Source organism: Paenibacillus sp. FSL R7-277, from assembly GCF_000517965.1.
Lineage (GTDB): Bacteria > Bacillota > Bacilli > Paenibacillales > Paenibacillaceae > Paenibacillus_AQ > Paenibacillus_AQ silagei.
Genome location: NZ_ASPX01000065.1, coordinates 24165 through 40122, shown reverse-complemented (window position 1 = coordinate 40122; position 15958 = coordinate 24165). Strand labels below are relative to the sequence as shown.

21 protein-coding genes are annotated in these 15958 nt (G+C 54.0%); all 21 read left to right on the top strand.

What is annotated here, in order from left to right; genetic code table 11:
- The first annotated feature begins 58 nt into the window (after positions 1 to 58).
- Positions 59 to 334 (top strand): stage VI sporulation protein F, encoded by a 276-nt coding sequence (locus C173_RS18765; protein ID WP_036698146.1) that lies wholly within the window; start codon positions 59 to 61, stop codon positions 332 to 334.
- A 199-nt stretch (positions 335 to 533) separates the two neighbouring features.
- Positions 534 to 713 (top strand): DUF2768 family protein, encoded by a 180-nt coding sequence (locus C173_RS18760; protein WP_036698144.1) that lies wholly within the window; start codon positions 534 to 536, stop codon positions 711 to 713.
- A gap of 80 nt (positions 714 to 793) precedes the next feature.
- Positions 794 to 1414, top strand: a complete 621-nt coding sequence (locus tag C173_RS18755) for a hypothetical protein (protein WP_051478166.1) — start codon at positions 794 to 796, stop codon at positions 1412 to 1414.
- A 27-nt stretch (positions 1415 to 1441) separates the two neighbouring features.
- A complete protein-coding gene (locus tag C173_RS18750) occupies positions 1442 to 1810 on the top strand; it encodes a 2Fe-2S iron-sulfur cluster-binding protein (protein WP_036727321.1) in 369 nt (122 codons plus the stop codon).
- A gap of 62 nt (positions 1811 to 1872) precedes the next feature.
- On the top strand, positions 1873 to 2625 hold the full coding sequence (locus tag C173_RS18745) for a DUF3939 domain-containing protein (protein WP_036727391.1): 753 nt from the start codon (positions 1873 to 1875) through the stop codon (positions 2623 to 2625).
- Between the two features lie 432 nt (positions 2626 to 3057).
- Positions 3058 to 4536 carry a stage IV sporulation protein A gene (gene spoIVA / locus C173_RS18740; RefSeq protein ID WP_036727319.1) on the top strand — a complete coding sequence of 493 codons (1479 nt, stop codon included), beginning with the start codon at positions 3058 to 3060 and terminating at the stop codon, positions 4534 to 4536.
- Between the two features lie 354 nt (positions 4537 to 4890).
- On the top strand, positions 4891 to 5163 hold the full coding sequence (locus C173_RS18735) for an HU family DNA-binding protein (RefSeq protein WP_019909963.1): 273 nt from the start codon (positions 4891 to 4893) through the stop codon (positions 5161 to 5163).
- Between the two features lie 104 nt (positions 5164 to 5267).
- The gene (gene mtrB / locus C173_RS18730) at positions 5268 to 5516 is read left to right on the top strand and encodes a trp RNA-binding attenuation protein MtrB (RefSeq protein WP_051478165.1); all 249 of its coding nucleotides are present in this window, start codon (positions 5268 to 5270) and stop codon (positions 5514 to 5516) included.
- A 107-nt stretch (positions 5517 to 5623) separates the two neighbouring features.
- Positions 5624 to 6163 (top strand): hypothetical protein, encoded by a 540-nt coding sequence (locus C173_RS18725; protein WP_036727317.1) that lies wholly within the window; start codon positions 5624 to 5626, stop codon positions 6161 to 6163.
- 114 nt (positions 6164 to 6277) lie between these two features.
- The gene (locus C173_RS18720; RefSeq protein ID WP_036727315.1) at positions 6278 to 7147 is read left to right on the top strand and encodes a heptaprenyl diphosphate synthase component 1; all 870 of its coding nucleotides are present in this window, start codon (positions 6278 to 6280) and stop codon (positions 7145 to 7147) included.
- 3 nt (positions 7148 to 7150) lie between these two features.
- Positions 7151 to 7903, top strand: a complete 753-nt coding sequence (locus C173_RS18715) for a demethylmenaquinone methyltransferase (protein WP_036727313.1) — start codon at positions 7151 to 7153, stop codon at positions 7901 to 7903.
- Positions 7896 to 8771 carry a UbiA-like polyprenyltransferase gene (locus tag C173_RS18710; RefSeq protein WP_036727311.1) on the top strand — a complete coding sequence of 292 codons (876 nt, stop codon included), beginning with the start codon at positions 7896 to 7898 and terminating at the stop codon, positions 8769 to 8771. Before C173_RS18715 ends, C173_RS18710 begins: the two co-directional genes overlap by 8 nt.
- Complete coding sequence (locus C173_RS18705; protein WP_036727309.1) at positions 8768 to 9376, top strand: UbiX family flavin prenyltransferase; 609 nt, start codon at positions 8768 to 8770, stop codon at positions 9374 to 9376. The genes C173_RS18710 and C173_RS18705 overlap by 4 nt, the downstream gene beginning before the upstream one ends.
- Positions 9373 to 10233, top strand: a complete 861-nt coding sequence (locus tag C173_RS18700; protein WP_036727307.1) for a menaquinone biosynthetic enzyme MqnA/MqnD family protein — start codon at positions 9373 to 9375, stop codon at positions 10231 to 10233. The genes C173_RS18705 and C173_RS18700 overlap by 4 nt, the downstream gene beginning before the upstream one ends.
- Positions 10230 to 11198 (top strand): polyprenyl synthetase family protein, encoded by a 969-nt coding sequence (locus C173_RS18695; protein ID WP_036727305.1) that lies wholly within the window; start codon positions 10230 to 10232, stop codon positions 11196 to 11198. The genes C173_RS18700 and C173_RS18695 overlap by 4 nt, the downstream gene beginning before the upstream one ends.
- 111 nt (positions 11199 to 11309) lie before the next feature.
- The gene (ndk, locus tag C173_RS18690; protein ID WP_036727303.1) at positions 11310 to 11753 is read left to right on the top strand and encodes a nucleoside-diphosphate kinase; all 444 of its coding nucleotides are present in this window, start codon (positions 11310 to 11312) and stop codon (positions 11751 to 11753) included.
- Between the two features lie 28 nt (positions 11754 to 11781).
- Entirely contained in the window at positions 11782 to 12585 is an 804-nt protein-coding gene (locus C173_RS18685; RefSeq protein ID WP_036727302.1) for a CheR family methyltransferase, read from the top strand.
- Positions 12586 to 12693: 108 nt separating this feature from the next.
- Positions 12694 to 12870 carry a hypothetical protein gene (locus C173_RS34700; RefSeq protein ID WP_179090429.1) on the top strand — a complete coding sequence of 59 codons (177 nt, stop codon included), beginning with the start codon at positions 12694 to 12696 and terminating at the stop codon, positions 12868 to 12870.
- Between the two features lie 183 nt (positions 12871 to 13053).
- Entirely contained in the window at positions 13054 to 14223 is a 1170-nt protein-coding gene (gene aroC, locus C173_RS18680; RefSeq protein ID WP_036727299.1) for a chorismate synthase, read from the top strand.
- 1 nt (position 14224) lies between these two features.
- Positions 14225 to 15328 (top strand): 3-dehydroquinate synthase, encoded by a 1104-nt coding sequence (aroB, locus tag C173_RS18675; RefSeq protein WP_036727297.1) that lies wholly within the window; start codon positions 14225 to 14227, stop codon positions 15326 to 15328.
- Entirely contained in the window at positions 15322 to 15693 is a 372-nt protein-coding gene (gene aroH / locus C173_RS18670; protein WP_036727295.1) for a chorismate mutase, read from the top strand. The genes aroB and aroH overlap by 7 nt, the downstream gene beginning before the upstream one ends.
- Positions 15694 to 15958: the final 265 nt, after the last annotated feature.

Here is a 15958-nt window from a genome sequence, read left to right as displayed (position 1 = left end):
CCTTTTGCCGGAATATCTCATATGTTGTTAATGGGGATTGACGGAGGAGGGATGAACAGTGAGCAGAGATTTTTCCAAGGATGCTTTGAACGCCATCAACAAGAAGACGGGCAAAAACATTTCGGAAGGTGCCATCAAAAAGCTGGCCGGTACGGTTAAGCCGGGCACCACACAGAATGAAGCCCAGCTCCGCCAGTTAATTAAACAGGTATCAGCTATGGCTAAAGTGCCGGTCAGCGAGGCTACAGTGCAGGAGATCGTCAATGCTGTTAAAAAAGGCGGCGCCGGTTCCGGTACGATGGAGTCTTTAATGAAAATGATGCTGAAAAAATAGCATATCCGTGAAGTAAGCCATTCCTGCCGGGATGGCTCCTTTTCAGACTGGGCATAACTCCGGAAGGTAAGCTGATTCCGTGGTTGATGCCCTTTTTTCCATCGCCAGGGGCTAATCTGTAAATTAATACTTAAAAAATGACGGATTTCACGCTATAATAGTCGCAATCCGGGAAAAGTGAAATGGAGGCGCATGACCTATGGACCCGATGACAAAAATGTGGCTGTCTCTGATTGCGGTACTGATTATGGGCTTATCCGTTTTTTTGATTACTTTTGCACGCAGCAAGACGAAGGGACTGCTTAGAGCTGTTTTATCGGTCATTGCTTTTGTCATCCTGCTGATCGGAGTTCTGGGCGGGGCCGCTTCAATTATGTAAGCATTTACATTATACTCAGGCAGACGTGTTTCTGACAGAATCGTTAGTTGATTTTACAGGAATGGGGCGTGTGTAGTTTGATGGCCGGTTCAGGAATTCCTTATGTGCTGGAGACGGCACTGGGCAGCATAGCGCGGGAGCTGGATATTATCGGGCCGGGTAAGCCGCCGGTGTGGCTGCTGGGGGGAAGCTGCGGTCTGCTGCTGCACGGGGTTCAGCTGAGTGCTGCTCCGCGCGATATTGACCTCTATTGTGATTTGGAGGATACCGCGCAGCTTCATCGGGCACTGCTGAGATACACTGTCTGCGCACCGGAGGAGGATTATAGCGGAGGCTGTTACTCTCTGCGCGGGCTCTACTTCATCGGAGAGGTGAAGGTTGAGCTGGTGGGCGGATTCAGGATCGGCAGCGGCTCCGGGCAATATTCAGTGGATATCAGCAAGCTGCAGCCCTATGCCCCGGAATGTACGTTCGAAGGGAGCGGCCGCCTGGCCCTGATGCCGCTTGTCCATGAGCTGATCTTCAATCTGCTGCGCGGCAGGGAAGAACGCTGCCGGGCGATTGCGGAGCTGATGAAGCAGGATGTAGCCGGTCATCTGCCGCTTCTGGAGCAGCTCATTGAGGAGAATCATCTGGAAGCCGACGGCCTGCAGTCTAGGCTGGACGAGCTGCTGGGGATATCCGAATCTATACGTATATAACCTGATTCCAAGGAAGGAGGCTGTAAGATGAATGCGAAATCGCAAATAACGGTCACTTTCCTTCCGGAACAACGCACAGCTTCTGTCAAGCATGGGGTTACGCTGCTGGAGGCTGTGCGCAAAGCCGGAATCGTCCTGCCTACCCGCTGCGGGGGCAAGGCGGGATGCATGATGTGCAAAGTGTCCGTAGAGCGTACGGATGCCGCGGGACTCAGACCTCCTGCGGAGGCGGAGAAGCGCAAGCTTGGCAGCCTGCTGGATGAAGGCGTCCGCCTGGCCTGTCAGGCCGCTGTATGGGGCGACGTCCAAGTGCATATTCCCGAGGACCCGCTGAAGGCGGCTGTACGCCGCAGACTGGAAGCGGCGCGACGTGGCGAATCGGAGGACTTATGGTGATGGTTACTCCCGGCGCAAATGCAACCCTAAACGAACAGAGAGGAGCCCTACGAGTGGACTCCATGCATCTGGTGAAGCTCCGGCAGAGCCGGCACAGGTCTGCGATGCTGCTGCTGCCGCTGCTTGTCCTGCTGATCTTGTCTCTAACCGGCTGCATGTATCCCCGGGAGCAGCAGCAGCCCGGCAGCAGTTACCGCGAGAGTGTGAAGCGGGTGCAGGAGGCGGTCGATGATTATCAGGAGCAGAAGGGGCTGCTGCCGATCTTGACCAGCGATCAGGACACGCCCAGATACGAGAAATTCGTGATTGACCTGAATAAGCTGCAGCAGGAAGGGTACCTGGACGAGATCCCGGCAGCAGCGTTCGAGAAGGGCGGGAGCGCCCATTTTCTGGTGCTGGATGAGGAGACGGACCCACAGGTCAAATTAATGGACCTGGTGACCGTGCAGAAGGTTAACGATATCCAGCGCAAGGTGAACCTCTATAAGTCTGCGCACGGCGGGAAGCTTCCGGCAGGGGAGGAGCTATATCCGGGCCTTGTATCTATCGATGCCAAACGGGCAGGGACAGGGACAATCAAGCTAAGCAGCGTATATTCGGGCCAGACGCTCGGGCTCCTGATGGATCGCAGCGGGGCAGTCTATGTTGATTACGGTGCGGATATCTCCTCAGCCATTGATAAGAACGGCAGCAGCCCGGAGGCAGACCGTGACCTGCGTCTGGAGCTTACGCAGGCCTCCTATTATGTCCCTGTCAAGTCTCTCCCTTATCTGTGGGTGGATGGCCGTCCCGTCCCGCAGGCTCCGCAGGAATAGCAATATAATATTATAAATTAAGGCAGCAGTTCTCCGGGAGCGGGGGATTGCTGCTTTTTTGTATGGGGAATCTCAGAATGGATAGTAGTTCTAGGCCGCAAGCCGCCCTCATAGACTTGATGAGAAGACTTCCGGGTGTCTTGACGCAGTGGCGAGCTAGAGTGGGTATACGAAATTTCAGATGCAAAAATGCGCGGACGCTGGTCATAAATCCGTTACGGATACATATGATGATACTAGTCCAAATGCATGTCCGAGCATTCGGAGTTTAGCGCGGGGCAACCTTGCTTCGCCTCAGGCAAGTAAGCTAGGCTTCGGGCGGGCAAAGCTTAGTCCGGTGGTTGTCCTGCAAGGGTCAGTTTGCCGGCGGAACGCGAAGTCGATGCTCTTCAGGCATTTTTTCTTCGGAGTAATATGAGGAGGGGATCTCTTTTGGAAAAAGTGGATATTTTCAAGGACATTGCCGAGCGTACCGGCGGAGACATTTATCTTGGCGTCGTCGGCGCGGTTCGCACGGGGAAATCGACATTCATCAAGCGCTTCATGGAAACGATTGTTCTGCCGAACATCACGAGTGAAGCAGACCGGGTAAGAGCGGTCGATGAGCTGCCGCAAAGTGCGGCAGGCAAAACTATTATGACTACCGAGCCTAAATTCGTACCCAACAATGCGGTGCAGATTAAGGTGGCCGAAGGCCTGGAGGTTAACGTCCGGCTGGTCGATTGTGTAGGCTATGCAGTGGAAGGCGCAAAAGGGTATGAGGATGAGAATGGTCCGCGGATGATCTCGACCCCATGGTTCGAGGAACCGATTCCTTTCCAGGAAGCGGCTGAAATCGGGACACGCAAGGTCATTCAGGAGCACTCGACTCTGGGTGTGGTAGTGACTACCGACGGTACGATTGCCGAGATTCCACGGAGCTCGTATGTCGATTCCGAAGAGCGCGTGATCGCAGAGCTGAAGGAGGTCGGCAAGCCGTTCGTGCTGGTCATCAACTCCACCCGGCCGCGCAGTGAGGAAGTCCAGCAGCTCCGCAGTGAGCTTGCCCTCAAATATGATATTCCGGTGATGACGCTCAGCGCTGCGAATATGACCGAGGACGATGTGACTGGTGTCCTGCGTGAAGTACTGTATGAATTCCCTGTACATGAAGTTAATGTTAACCTGCCGAGCTGGGTGATGGTGCTGGGCGAGAATCACTGGCTGCGCAGCAGCTATGAGAATTCTGTCCGTGATACCGTGAAGGATATCCGTCGTCTGCGCGATGTGGACCGCCTGGTCTCCCAGTTTACCGAATATGATTTCATCGACCGGGCAGGCCTCAGCGGCATGAACATGGGCCAAGGGGTAGCCGAGATTGATCTCTACGCTCCCGAAGAGCTGTATGATCAGGTGCTGATGGAGGTAGTCGGGGTCGAGATTCGCGGCAAGGATCACCTGCTCCAGCTGATGCAGGACTTCTCCCACGCCAAGCGCGAATATGACCGCTTCTCGGAAGCGCTGGAAATGGTTAAGACCACGGGGTATGGCATCGCCGCACCTTCTCTGGCCGAGATGGCGCTGGATGAGCCTGAGCTGATCCGCCAAGGCTCCCGCTTCGGAGTCCGGCTGAAGGCTACGGCGCCGTCGATCCATATGATCCGGGTGGATGTCGAGTCGGAGTTCTCGCCGATTATCGGTACAGAGAAGCAGAGTGAAGAGCTGGTGCGCTACCTGATGCAGGACTTTGAGAATGACCCGATCAAAATCTGGGAATCCGATATCTTCGGCCGGTCCCTGCATTCCATAGTCCGTGAGGGCATTCAGGGCAAGATCGCGATGATGCCGGACAATGCCCGCTACAAGCTGCAGGAAACGCTGGGCCGGATTATCAACGAAGGTTCAGGCGGCCTGATCGCCATCATCCTCTAAATGAAATAGGCTTGTCCTTTGGAGCGGGAGCTTTTCCCGCTCTTTTGCTCTTTCCGGGCCCTTTCGCTGCTAGAGTGGAAAAGGGGAATTCTCCCTGGAAAGCTTCCTCTTTTACGGCATAACTGGTAGTAATAGACTGCGCAATTGCAGCGGAATGAAGGGAAACCTGCTACTTTCTGCTCCTTTTTTGAGGAACGCCTTGATATTATGGTTGGGCTGTATTACTATAAGTTTGTTGCGCTTCTAGAAGAGAGGTGCCAGTTTCTAGCATTAAACGGGATTATCACGTATATTTTACGTTGAAACGGAAAGAGTGTATGATACCGGAACTTTTAACCAGGGAGGTGAGAAGACATGAATAAATCAGATTTGATCAACGTAGTTACAGAAGCAACTGAACTTCCCAAAAAAGACGCTACGAAAGCGGTAGATGCTGTTTTTGAAGCTATCACAGGTGCACTGCAAAGCGGCGATAAGGTTCAGCTGGTTGGCTTCGGAAACTTTGAAGTGCGCGAACGTTCCGCACGTAAAGGCCGCAACCCGCAGACTGGTGAAGAAATCGAAATTCCTTCAAGCAAAGTACCGGCTTTCAAACCCGGTAAAGCGCTGAAAGACGGAATCAAATAAAGATTTCTACATATCTGCCCCATAGTCCTTGAATACCAACGATGCCGCCTTCCAGGGCGGCATTTGTTTTTGAGAGAGGCTCATAAACTTTGAGGAGGATTACAATGACTGAGAAGAAGAATGAAGTGAATCCTGCACCGTCCGGCAGCGACTATATCGTAGTCAAGGCCAAGGAGAACGGTGTTCAGGTCATCGGGCTGACCAGAGGGCTGGACACACGGTTTCACCATACGGAGAAGCTGGACAAAGGCGAGGTGCTCATTGCCCAATTCACCGATCACACCTCAGCAATGAAAATCCGCGGCAAGGCTGAAATCTGGAGCAAACACGGACAATTAGAGAGTGAAAGCTGAAAAGCAGGCATAGCCTGCTTTTTTTCAAAATATAACTAGATATGGGCCGCTCTGCGGCGCCGTATAATCCTGCATAGCAGCGGAAACTATGAGTAGGGAGGCATGTTATGAACCGGAGCTGGCTGATCGGAACGGCGTTGCTGCTTAGTGCAGCTACTACCCTGCTGCTGCCGCAACTGGCCGGCAACGTTATAACTGCCCAGAGTAACTATAGCGCAGTACAGACGATAGGCCCGGATGGCCTGGTACTGGAGAATGACAATCTGGTAGATGCGCTCAGTGAGATTCCCTTCAGTCTGACGATTGACAAGGCAGGCTGGGAGAACGGGGTATTGTCTATGGATCTCAAGGTGAACGGTGATGCCCACGAACCGCAGGAGCTGTACAGCAACATGGCTCTGGCCATCGGGTTCGCGATTCAGGAGACTTCGAACGTAGACCAGCTGCTGCTGCGTGTGGTGGCAGAGGATAGGTGGCTGGATACCCGCCGCCTGCTTCTTGCCGGTGATATCCGCCGCAGCGAGTGGAGCCCCCTGCTGCAGGAGGCGCTGGAGAACGCAGGAAATTCGCCTCTTCCCGATTCGCTGAAGAACGGCTTCCGTATTAGCGAAAGCGAGCTGTGGAAAAAGCAGTTCATTTATCCATGAACCGGGTAATTGAAACTAGAAGGCTTCACCCGTGCGTGACAAAAAAACATGTGATATAATAGACAAGATTGTGAACAATGAGTTTGACAAACGTCAATGGCTTCGGAGGCTAAAATGAAACCGTACCGCATACCGCAACTGGCTAAACCCTACACCGACTACGATATGATTCAGCGGCATACGGAACTGCCGCCGTTCTCAGACGGGCGGGGTCATTTGTTATATATTTTTCTCGGCAGGGGCCGGGGGGCAGACTTCCAGCAGGTAGAGCTGTTCACCCTGGTGACCGGACTCGTCCAGCTTGGACTGGATACCCATGAGAGCATTGACCGGAATCATGAAGAGCCCGGCGGCGATATGATGCGCACCCGCCAATTGAAGGTTCTGGCCGGTGATTATTTCAGCAGCTGGTTCTACCATCTGCTCGCGAGACACGGTCAGATTGAAATGGTTGGCACATTGAGCGCGGCTATCGCTGATTTCAATGTGATGAAGGCCAATCTTTACGGCAAGATGAGCGGAACGCTTGTCCCGGCCGAACAATACTTGAAGCACACGGTACAGCTCAATATGCGGCTGTTTCTTTCTTTTACACCGATGATTGAAGAGTCCCTTAGAGATATCTGGCAGAAGCTGCTCGCCGAATTCAGCCAGTGTGAGACAGCAGCCCTGGAATTGCGCCGGGGGGCAGCTCCGGCAAGTGCGCTGGAGGGCTATGCTTACTGGAAGGTGATGGAGTCGGCGACCGAAGAGGAGCGTCAGCAGCTTAAGGGGCAGACTCTGGACCCCAAGGATTGGCAGAAGCTGAAGCTGAGATGCAAATGCGATACGCTGCTGACGGACAAGCTGCATAGCTCGCTCGCGTCCATTCAGTCGTTATTGCAGGGGATCAGGGACGAGGATCTGGCGGGTCAGCTTAGTGCTGCACTGGACCGCCTGCTTCTGCAAATGAAAATTTCCGGACAAGCTGCCGTGGAGGGTTAGAGAATGACAGTAGATAAAGTTACCGTAACAGGGGGGCAAGGCGACAAGCCGAAGGAGCAATTTGTCCATTCGGTATTTGAGAGCATTGCCGGCAAGTATGATCTGATGAATGATATTCTGAGCTTCCGGCGTCATAAGGCCTGGCGGAAGTTCACCATGCGCAAGATGGGCATGAAGCGCGGGGACTCGGCAGTAGACCTGTGCTGCGGTACCTGTGATTGGAGCATTGCCCTCGCGGATGCGAGCGAGACCGGAAATGTCATGGGACTGGACTTCAGCGCAGGCATGCTGGAGGTGGGACGGCGTAAGGTGGAAGCGCGCGGATTGCAGGACCGCATCTCCCTGATTCAGGGGAATGCGATGGAGCTGCCGTTCGGTGATAATTCCTTCGATTACGCCACGATTGGCTTTGGACTTCGTAATGTGCCTGATCCCGTACAGGTGCTGAATGAGATGAAGCGCGTGGTGAAGCCCGGCGGTATGGTGGTCTGCCTGGAGCTGTCGAAGCCGATGAAGCAGCCGTTCAAAGGTATTTATTATTTTTATTTCCAGCGTGTGCTTCCGCTGCTCGGCAGGCTGTTCGCCAAGCGGTATGAGCAATATAAATGGCTTCCTGAATCACTGGCACTCTTCCCGGACAGGAAGCAATTAGAGGAGATCTTCCGGGATACCGGACTTACAAAAGTGGAATCGTTCCCCTTGAACGGTGGCATCGCGGCGTTACATCTTGGACTCAAGGAGAACTGTAATGTTTAAGAAAATCGGTATTTTTCTACAAATGATTAAATTCGAACACACGGTTTTTGCTTTACCTTTTGCCTTTATGGGGGCCTTGCTGGGTTCAGTAGTTATGTTTGGGGAACTGCCCTCCTGGAGCCAGATCGGATGGGTGGTTGTTGCTATGTTCGGCGCACGCAGCGCGGCTATGGGACTTAACCGGCTGATCGACCGGATCAGTGATGCGAAGAATCCGCGGACAGCGGGCAGAGCCATTCCGGCAGGATTACTGAAGGTTGGAGAGGTAACGCTGTTCATCGCGTTCTCGTTCTTTTTGCTGTTCTGGGCAGCCTTCAAGCTCAATCCGCTGTCAGCGAAGCTGCTGCCGATTGCTGTTTTTCTGCTGGTCCTCTATTCCTTCACCAAACGCTTCACCTGGGCCTGTCACCTGATTCTCGGGCTCACCATTGCCCTTGCGCCTCTCGGCGGCTGGGTTGCGGTTACAGGAACAGTGGACTTGACTGCTATGATCTTCTATTTCACGATCGTATTCTGGACAGCAGGCTTTGATATCATCTACTCCTGCCAGGATGTGGACTTCGACCGCAAGGAAGGACTGTATTCGATTCCGGTGCGCTTCGGGGTGGCCCGTGCGCTGGGGATTGCCAAGGTCTTTCATCTGCTGACAGCCCTGGGCTTCATCTCTCTCTTGTTCATCACGGAACTGAGCTGGTGGTATGTGGCCGGCATGGTGATTGCTTATATTATTCTGTTCTATGAGCACTACATTGTGTCTCCGGGTGATCTAAGCAAGCTGCAGACCGCCTTCTTCACCATGAACGGTGTACTTAGCATTGTGGTCTTTTCCTTTACTCTGATTGACCTGGTGGTGCAGTTCTACAAATGACCGAACTTAAGCCTAAGAACTTCGTGGTTGGTATTACCGGTGCGAGCGGGGCGATCTACGGCATCCGGCTGACAGAGACCCTGCTGTCCCTCGGTTATACAGTACATCTGGTTGTCAGTAATGCAGGCTGGCGTGTCTTCAAGGAGGAGCTGGGTTATGCCGTAACTGACCGGGAAGGACTGCTGAATGAGCAGTTCGGCAGCTATCCCGGTTCTCTTCTGTATCACCCGGTACAGGATATAGGCGCTTCAATTGCCAGTGGCTCCTTCCGGACAGAGGGGATGATTATTATGCCCTGCTCGATGGGAACACTGTCTGCTGTAGCACATGGCAGCTCGGACAATCTGATGACACGGGCAGCGGATGTCATGTTGAAGGAGGGCCGTCCGCTCGTTCTGGTGCCCCGGGAGACACCGCTGCATGCGATTCACCTGGAGAATATGCTGAAGCTGTCGCGGATGGGCGTCAAGCTGATTCCGGCAATGCCGGCGTTCTATTACGGTCCTGCCACCATGGATGATCTGGTCAATTTCATGGTGGGCAAGGTGCTCGACAGCTTCGGGATTGAGCATACTTTATTTCGCAGATGGGGGGATGAAGGGTGACTGACCTGGAACACACCGTCATCGGCAAAATCAGCTATACCAATTCATGGCCGGTCTATCATTATTTCGATCCCTCTTCTTTAAGCTTTCCTGCTGAAATGGTGAGTGAGGTGCCTGCTGTGCTTAACCGGGGCATGGCAGCAGGAGATATTCATGTTGGGGCTTTATCCTCCTTTGCTTATGCAGCGGCCAGCGACCGGCTGCTGCTGCTGCCCGGTCTGTCCGTCAGCGCGGACGGTCCGGTGAGGTCAATATTTCTTTTCTCCAAAAAGCCGTTACAGCAGCTTGGTAGCGGAACGATAGCAGTGACGAATACTTCGGCTACCTCGGTCAATCTGCTGAAGATCCTGATGCACAAGGCCTTAGGCACTAGTCCGGAGTACATTAGCAGCGATCCCGATCTGAACACTATGATGCAGCAGGCGGATGCCGGGCTCCTGATCGGAGACCATGCCATCCGCGCCTCCTGGCAGGATCAGGGCTATGAAGTGACGGATCTGGGCGGGCTGTGGAAGGAATGGACGGGCCACAGTATGACCTTTGCTGTGTGGGCGGTCAACCGCAGGGCTGCAGCCCGGAATCCTGAGGCCATTGCCGAGATTGCTGAAGCCTTCGAGCGGAGCAAGAGACGCGGCTTGAATGAGCTGGGACCGGTAATTCACGAAGCCTGCTGCACGATCGGGGGCACGGCCTCCTATTGGAGAGATTACTTCCGTAATTTATGTTATGACTTTGGGGAAAGGCAGCAGGAAGGTCTGAACCTCTATTTCCGCTATGCCTATGAAATGGGCCTGCTGCCGCAGGAAGTGAAGATGGAGCTTTGGAGCCACAATCTGCTGACACGGGTGAAAGAATGAAGCGACTGCAAATATTCGGCTTGCTGAACAAAGATATGGATCAGATTGAGAAAGAGCTGTACCGCAGTGTCCAGGGGGATGATGAACTGCTGAGCGAGACCTCGCTGCATCTGCTGAGAGCTGGGGGCAAGCGGCTCCGGCCGGTATTCGTTCTGATGGGCGGCAAATTCGGGACCTATGATCTCGATAAGCTGAAGCGCGTCGCGATTCCGCTGGAGCTGATTCACAGCGCCTCACTGGTCCACGATGATGTCATTGACGATGCGGAGCTCCGGCGGGGAGAGCCTACCGTCAAGGCGAAATGGGGCGACAAGATCGCCATGTACACCGGCGACTATATTTATGCCAAGGCACTCGTGATGACTTCAGGGCTGAAAAATCCCCTGATTCATCAGATTCTCTCCAAAGCCATGGTAGAGATGTCCATCGGAGAGATGGAGCAGATCCGCGACTTCTTCAACAGCGGACAGAGCGTGCGCCATTATCTGCGGAGAATCCGCCGTAAGACAGCGCTGCTGATTGCCGTCAGCTGTCAGCTTGGCGCTCTGGCTGCAGATGCGGAGCCGGGTACTGCCAGGCTCCTCTACAATTACGGATATAACGTTGGGATGGCGTTTCAAATCCGTGATGATCTGCTCGATCTCTCCGGAACGGAGAAGCAAATTGGCAAGCCGCCCGGAAGCGATATGCGGCAGGGGAATATCACTCTGCCTGTCATCTACAGTCTGCAGGATGAGCGGCTCCGCGGCCGCCTGCTGGAAGAGCTTGAAGCGATTCGTGAAGGGAACAGAGGGGTCGGACGCGCTATTGATCTGATTCTCTCCGGCGACGGGATTTCCCGTGCGGAGGAGCTGGCTTCCCGCTATATCGCCAAGGCGCTGGATGCGCTGGAGCAGCTGCCAAGCAACCGGACCAAGCGCAATTTGCGCGATATCGCCTTTTTCGTAACAGGCCGGGCTTATTGAAAGTATAAGAAATTATCTGCAAATTTACGTTCACAGATGCCGGGGTTTCTGATAATATCAGACCATAAACAGCCCATTCATTTAGAATAAGGGAAATTGGAGAGTGACTCTATGGAACAAACGTATCTGATGATCAAACCGGATGGTGTACAGCGCGGACTAATCGGACGCATCGTCGCCCGCCTGGAAGACAAGGGATTCAAGCTGGTCGCTGCCAAGCTGATTACCGTTACTGAGGAGCAGGCTAAGAAGCATTATGCGGAGCATGACGGCAAGGATTTTTTCCCGGAGCTGGTAAGCTTCATTACCTCCGGCCCTGTGTTCGCCATGGTGTGGGAAGGCGATGATGTCATCGCATTATCCCGTCTCCTGATCGGCAAAACCAAAGTCGGTGAGGCCCTGCCAGGCACCATCCGCGGGGATTATGCCAGCCATACTCCGCTTAATCTGATCCACGGATCGGACTCACCGGACAGTGCAGCACGTGAGATCGCCAATTTCTTCGCTCCGGATGAGCTGGCACAGTATCATAAAGACATCGCGGCCTGGATGTAAGCATCCGGGCAGGAGACAGGAGATTATTATGGCTGAACGTGAAGAATCCTCATTAACCCCGGACCCTGATTACACCGGATTTATTCATAATATCAAACAAAGCACAGGCATTGACCTTGCGCAGTATAAGGAAGCACAGATGAAGCGGCGTCTGACGACGCTCCGTATGAAGAACGGCTACAATACCTTTAACGAGTTCTATGCGGCAATGATGAAGGACAAGGCTCTGTTCTATGAGTTCCTGGACCGCATGACCATCAATGTCTCCGAATTCTGGCGGAATCCGAACCGCTGGGAAGTGCTGAGGGATGTGATTCTGCCGGATCTTCAGCGCTCCGGCCGCAGACTGAAGCTATGGAGTGCCGCCTGTTCAACGGGAGAAGAGCCTTATACACTGGCGATGATTCTCTCGGACAAGAATATTCTGGCCCAGACCGGCATTCTGGCTACAGATATTGATGACGGGGCGCTGGCCAAAGCGAAGCAGGGGATCTATCTGGAGCGCTCCTTGAAGGATGTGCCCAAAGATGTGGCAGACCGGTATTTTACACCGGAAGGCCCGGTCTTCAAGGTCAGTGAAGGACTGAAGAAGAATATCGATTTCCGCAAGCAGAATCTGCTGCTGGATAAATTCGACGAAGGCTTCGATCTGATTATCTGCCGTAATGTCATGATCTACTTCACGGAAGAAGCCAAGAATAAGCTGTATCACAAATTCTCGGCCAGTCTGCGGCCCGGGGGCTATCTGTTCGTGGGCAGCACGGAGCAGATCTTCACACCGGCGCAGTATGGCTTCGAGTCGACCGAAACCTTCTTTTACCGCAAGAAATAGCCGTAGTCTGTTGGAGTCTCCCTTGGTGCAGGGTATACTTTACGCGCTTTTCAGTGATACTGGGAAGTAGGAAGAAACCTAACGCCAAGTGAAAGGTCGTTAACCCAGATGGACAAAAGCAAGGTCATCACCGCCTACCGGCGGGGATTCCTCACCGTCCGCGAATGCGGGCAGATTCTCGGCATCGAGGAGCTGCAGCTCCAGAGCCTGCTTACTGCGGAAGAGGGCAGAACCGGCGGCCGCCTTCCGGCACCAGGCAGCGACAGTCTGGAGACAGGCTCCTGAACGGGGGAGCACAGCAGCGCCGCTTCTACTCGAAAGAGCAGGAGCGGCGCTTGTTTTGTTCAAATATAAGCAGCGGGCCGGGCTATTGCTTTCTTGTCAAAGCGGAGAGCCTATACTATAATAAGCAAAGACATTTAACATTTTAGCGGTTTACAGTCCAAAAGTGTGAAGGGGGAACGCAGCATGAGTTTACGCTATTTAACAGCGGGGGAGACGCACGGCCCCCAGCTTACAGCCATTATTGAGGGATTGCCCAGTAATTTGACACTTGACTTTGAAGAGCTTAATTTCCAGCTGCACCGGAGACAGAAGGGCTACGGCCGCGGACGCCGGATGCAGATTGAGAAGGATACTGCCCAGATTGCCGGCGGTGTACGCCACGGCTATACTACCGGAGCTCCTGTAGCGCTGATAGTCGAGAACAAGGACTGGACACACTGGAAGAACATTATGAATATTGAGCCGATTCCGGGCAGTGATGAAGAGAAGCGCCGGGTGAACCGTCCGCGTCCCGGTCATGCGGACCTGAACGGCGGACTTAAGTATAATCATACCGATCTGCGCAACGTGCTGGAGCGCTCCAGCGCCCGTGAGACGGCAGCAAGAGTAGCCGTAGGCGGAGTAGCCCGTCAGCTGCTTGCAGCCTTCGGAGTGAAGATTGCCGGACAAGTCATCCGGATCGGAGAGATTGAAGCACCGGCTAACGATCTGCCTATCGATGAGCTGATTGCCCGGACTGAAGAATCCTCTGTGCGGGTAGTGGACAAGGAGACGGAGCAGAAGATGGAGGCTTACATAGACAAGATCAAGGAAGAAGGCGACTCCATCGGCGGGATTGTGGAATGTATTGTCGAAGGTCTGCCTATTGGCCTTGGCAGTTATGTACAGTCCGACCGCAAGCTGGATGGTGCCATCGCCGGAGCCGTGATGTCGATCAATGCCTTCAAGGGCGTGGAGATCGGGATCGGCTTCGAAGCCGGGAAGCTGCGCGGCTCACAGGTCCATGACGAGATTATGTATGAAGCCTCGCAGGGCTACTACCGGGCGAGCAACCGGCTGGGCGGGTTCGAAGGCGGAATGACCAATGGAATGCCGGTGGTCGTCAGAGGGGTAATGAAGCCGATCCCGACGCTGTACAAACCGCTGCAGAGTGTGGATATCGACACGAAGGAGCCGTTCACAGCCCAGGTGGAGCGCTCAGACGCCTGTGCCGTTCCGGCAGCTTGTGTCGTACTGGAGAGTGTAGTAGCTTGGGAGATTGCCAAGGCGTTCCTGGATAAATTCGGCGGTGACTCTCTGGAAGAGATCCGCGCGAACTACAATAATTACCTGGCTCAGCTGGAGAGCTACTAAGATGCGCAGCATTACTGTTGACTTAGGGGAACGTTCTTATCCGATTTATATCGGCAGCGGTCTGCTGCAGAGTATCGGCGAACGCTGCACCGAAGCCGGATTCGCGCAGCGCAGCCCGCTGCTGGTGGTCAGTGATACCGAAGTAGCGCCGCGTTATCTGGAGCAGGTGGAGACTTCCCTCCGCAGCAGCGGATATACAGTGGTCAGCCATGTCATTCAGGCGGGTGAAGCTTCGAAGTCACTAGCCGTCTATGAAGAAGTCATTACCACAGCGATTCAAGGCGGTCTGGACCGCAGCTCAGCCGTGCTGGCGCTTGGCGGGGGAGTCGTTGGCGATCTGGCCGGCTTCGTTGCTGCATCTTATATGCGGGGAATCGGGTTCATGCAGATTCCAACGACCATACTCGCCCATGATAGCAGTGTAGGCGGCAAGGTGGCCGTTAACCATCCGCTGGCCAAGAATATGCTGGGCGCCTTTTATCAGCCATCTATGGTGTTATATGATCTGGACACCTTAGCTACGCTTCCACCCCGGCAGGTCGCTTCAGGCCTGGCTGAGGTGGTCAAGCACGGGCTGATTCTGGACCGTGAGTTCGCTTACTGGTGCCAGGGGCATGCAGACAAGCTGCTGGCACTGGACCCCGAGGCGCTGGGATATGCGCTGGAACGCGGCTGTGCCATCAAGGCGGAGGTCATCGGCGGTGATGAACGCGAGCACGGACAGCGTGCGATTCTGAATCTGGGGCATACCATCGGACATGCCATTGAAGCTGTCGGCGGCTATGGCACCTTCCTGCATGGAGAGGCGATTGCGATCGGGATGGCCGGATCTGCTCTGCTCGCAGCGAAGCTGGGCCGGGACAGACAGATCTACGAGGACACAGTGTCCATGCTCACCGCCTTGTCGCTGCCCACCCGGCTTCCTTCGCAATACAGGGGGGAAGAACTGATGGAAGCGATGATGCATGACAAGAAATTCAAGGAAGGCCGAATGACTTTTATCGTGCCGGAGGCCATTGGTGAAGTAAGTATCATCAGTGATGTACAGGCAAGCGATGTCTCAGAAGTCATAGCCCAGCTTAAGAAGGAGGGGAGCCCATGGTGAACCGGGGCATACGCGGTGCAACGACCGTAACCCAGAATGAAGAGACGGAAATTTTACGTGAAACGGTGATCCTGCTGAGGGAAATTGTGGAGCGCAATGATGTGGTCGCAGAGGATATCTGCAGTGTGTGGATTACGATGACTGCTGATCTGGATGCAACCTTCCCGGCACGGGCGATCCGTGAGATCGAAGGCTGGGAGATGGTTCCGCTGATGTGTTCCGTGGAGATCCCTGTGAAGGGCAGCCTGCCGAATTGCATCCGCCTGATGGTGCAGGTGAACACCGACAAATCCCAGCGCGATATCCGTCATGTGTATCTGAATGAAGCCCAGCGGCTTCGCCCGGATCTCTCACAGAGCAAGTAATAAATTATAGCCCGCGGGGTTGTCAATGACTACCGTCATCATGTATAGTGAAGTTAGCCGAGTAAAGCAGAGTTTAGAATGAGTTGAGTAGAGTATAGTTGAGCTGAGTGTAGGACCTATTGCAGAGCAGACCCTTGATTGTCAGTGTTCTTTTTTGGTATACCTGTATAGCCGTAACTTAGGATGAGTTGCATCTGCGCTATTCCTGTATCCATGGAGGAATCTCTAGCATTCGATTGGGTTCATGCCGGTCCGAGGCGCTAAT

Coding starts and splice junctions, on each gene's coding strand:
- aroH (WP_036727295.1), top strand. CDS start 15,322: ATGGTGAACCGGGGCATACGCGGTGCAACGACCGTAACCCAGAATGAA.
- C173_RS18745 (WP_036727391.1), top strand. CDS start 1,873: ATGCATCTGGTGAAGCTCCGGCAGAGCCGGCACAGGTCTGCGATGCTG.
- C173_RS34700 (WP_179090429.1), top strand. CDS start 12,694: ATGGACAAAAGCAAGGTCATCACCGCCTACCGGCGGGGATTCCTCACC.
- C173_RS18735 (WP_019909963.1), top strand. CDS start 4,891: ATGAATAAATCAGATTTGATCAACGTAGTTACAGAAGCAACTGAACTT.
- C173_RS18705 (WP_036727309.1), top strand. CDS start 8,768: ATGACCGAACTTAAGCCTAAGAACTTCGTGGTTGGTATTACCGGTGCG.
- C173_RS18710 (WP_036727311.1), top strand. CDS start 7,896: ATGTTTAAGAAAATCGGTATTTTTCTACAAATGATTAAATTCGAACAC.
- aroB (WP_036727297.1), top strand. CDS start 14,225: ATGCGCAGCATTACTGTTGACTTAGGGGAACGTTCTTATCCGATTTAT.
- C173_RS18750 (WP_036727321.1), top strand. CDS start 1,442: ATGAATGCGAAATCGCAAATAACGGTCACTTTCCTTCCGGAACAACGC.
- C173_RS18760 (WP_036698144.1), top strand. CDS start 534: ATGGACCCGATGACAAAAATGTGGCTGTCTCTGATTGCGGTACTGATT.
- C173_RS18725 (WP_036727317.1), top strand. CDS start 5,624: ATGAACCGGAGCTGGCTGATCGGAACGGCGTTGCTGCTTAGTGCAGCT.
- C173_RS18755 (WP_051478166.1), top strand. CDS start 794: ATGGCCGGTTCAGGAATTCCTTATGTGCTGGAGACGGCACTGGGCAGC.
- C173_RS18695 (WP_036727305.1), top strand. CDS start 10,230: ATGAAGCGACTGCAAATATTCGGCTTGCTGAACAAAGATATGGATCAG.
- C173_RS18715 (WP_036727313.1), top strand. CDS start 7,151: ATGACAGTAGATAAAGTTACCGTAACAGGGGGGCAAGGCGACAAGCCG.
- ndk (WP_036727303.1), top strand. CDS start 11,310: ATGGAACAAACGTATCTGATGATCAAACCGGATGGTGTACAGCGCGGA.
- C173_RS18720 (WP_036727315.1), top strand. CDS start 6,278: ATGAAACCGTACCGCATACCGCAACTGGCTAAACCCTACACCGACTAC.
- C173_RS18685 (WP_036727302.1), top strand. CDS start 11,782: ATGGCTGAACGTGAAGAATCCTCATTAACCCCGGACCCTGATTACACC.
- aroC (WP_036727299.1), top strand. CDS start 13,054: ATGAGTTTACGCTATTTAACAGCGGGGGAGACGCACGGCCCCCAGCTT.
- mtrB (WP_051478165.1), top strand. CDS start 5,268: ATGACTGAGAAGAAGAATGAAGTGAATCCTGCACCGTCCGGCAGCGAC.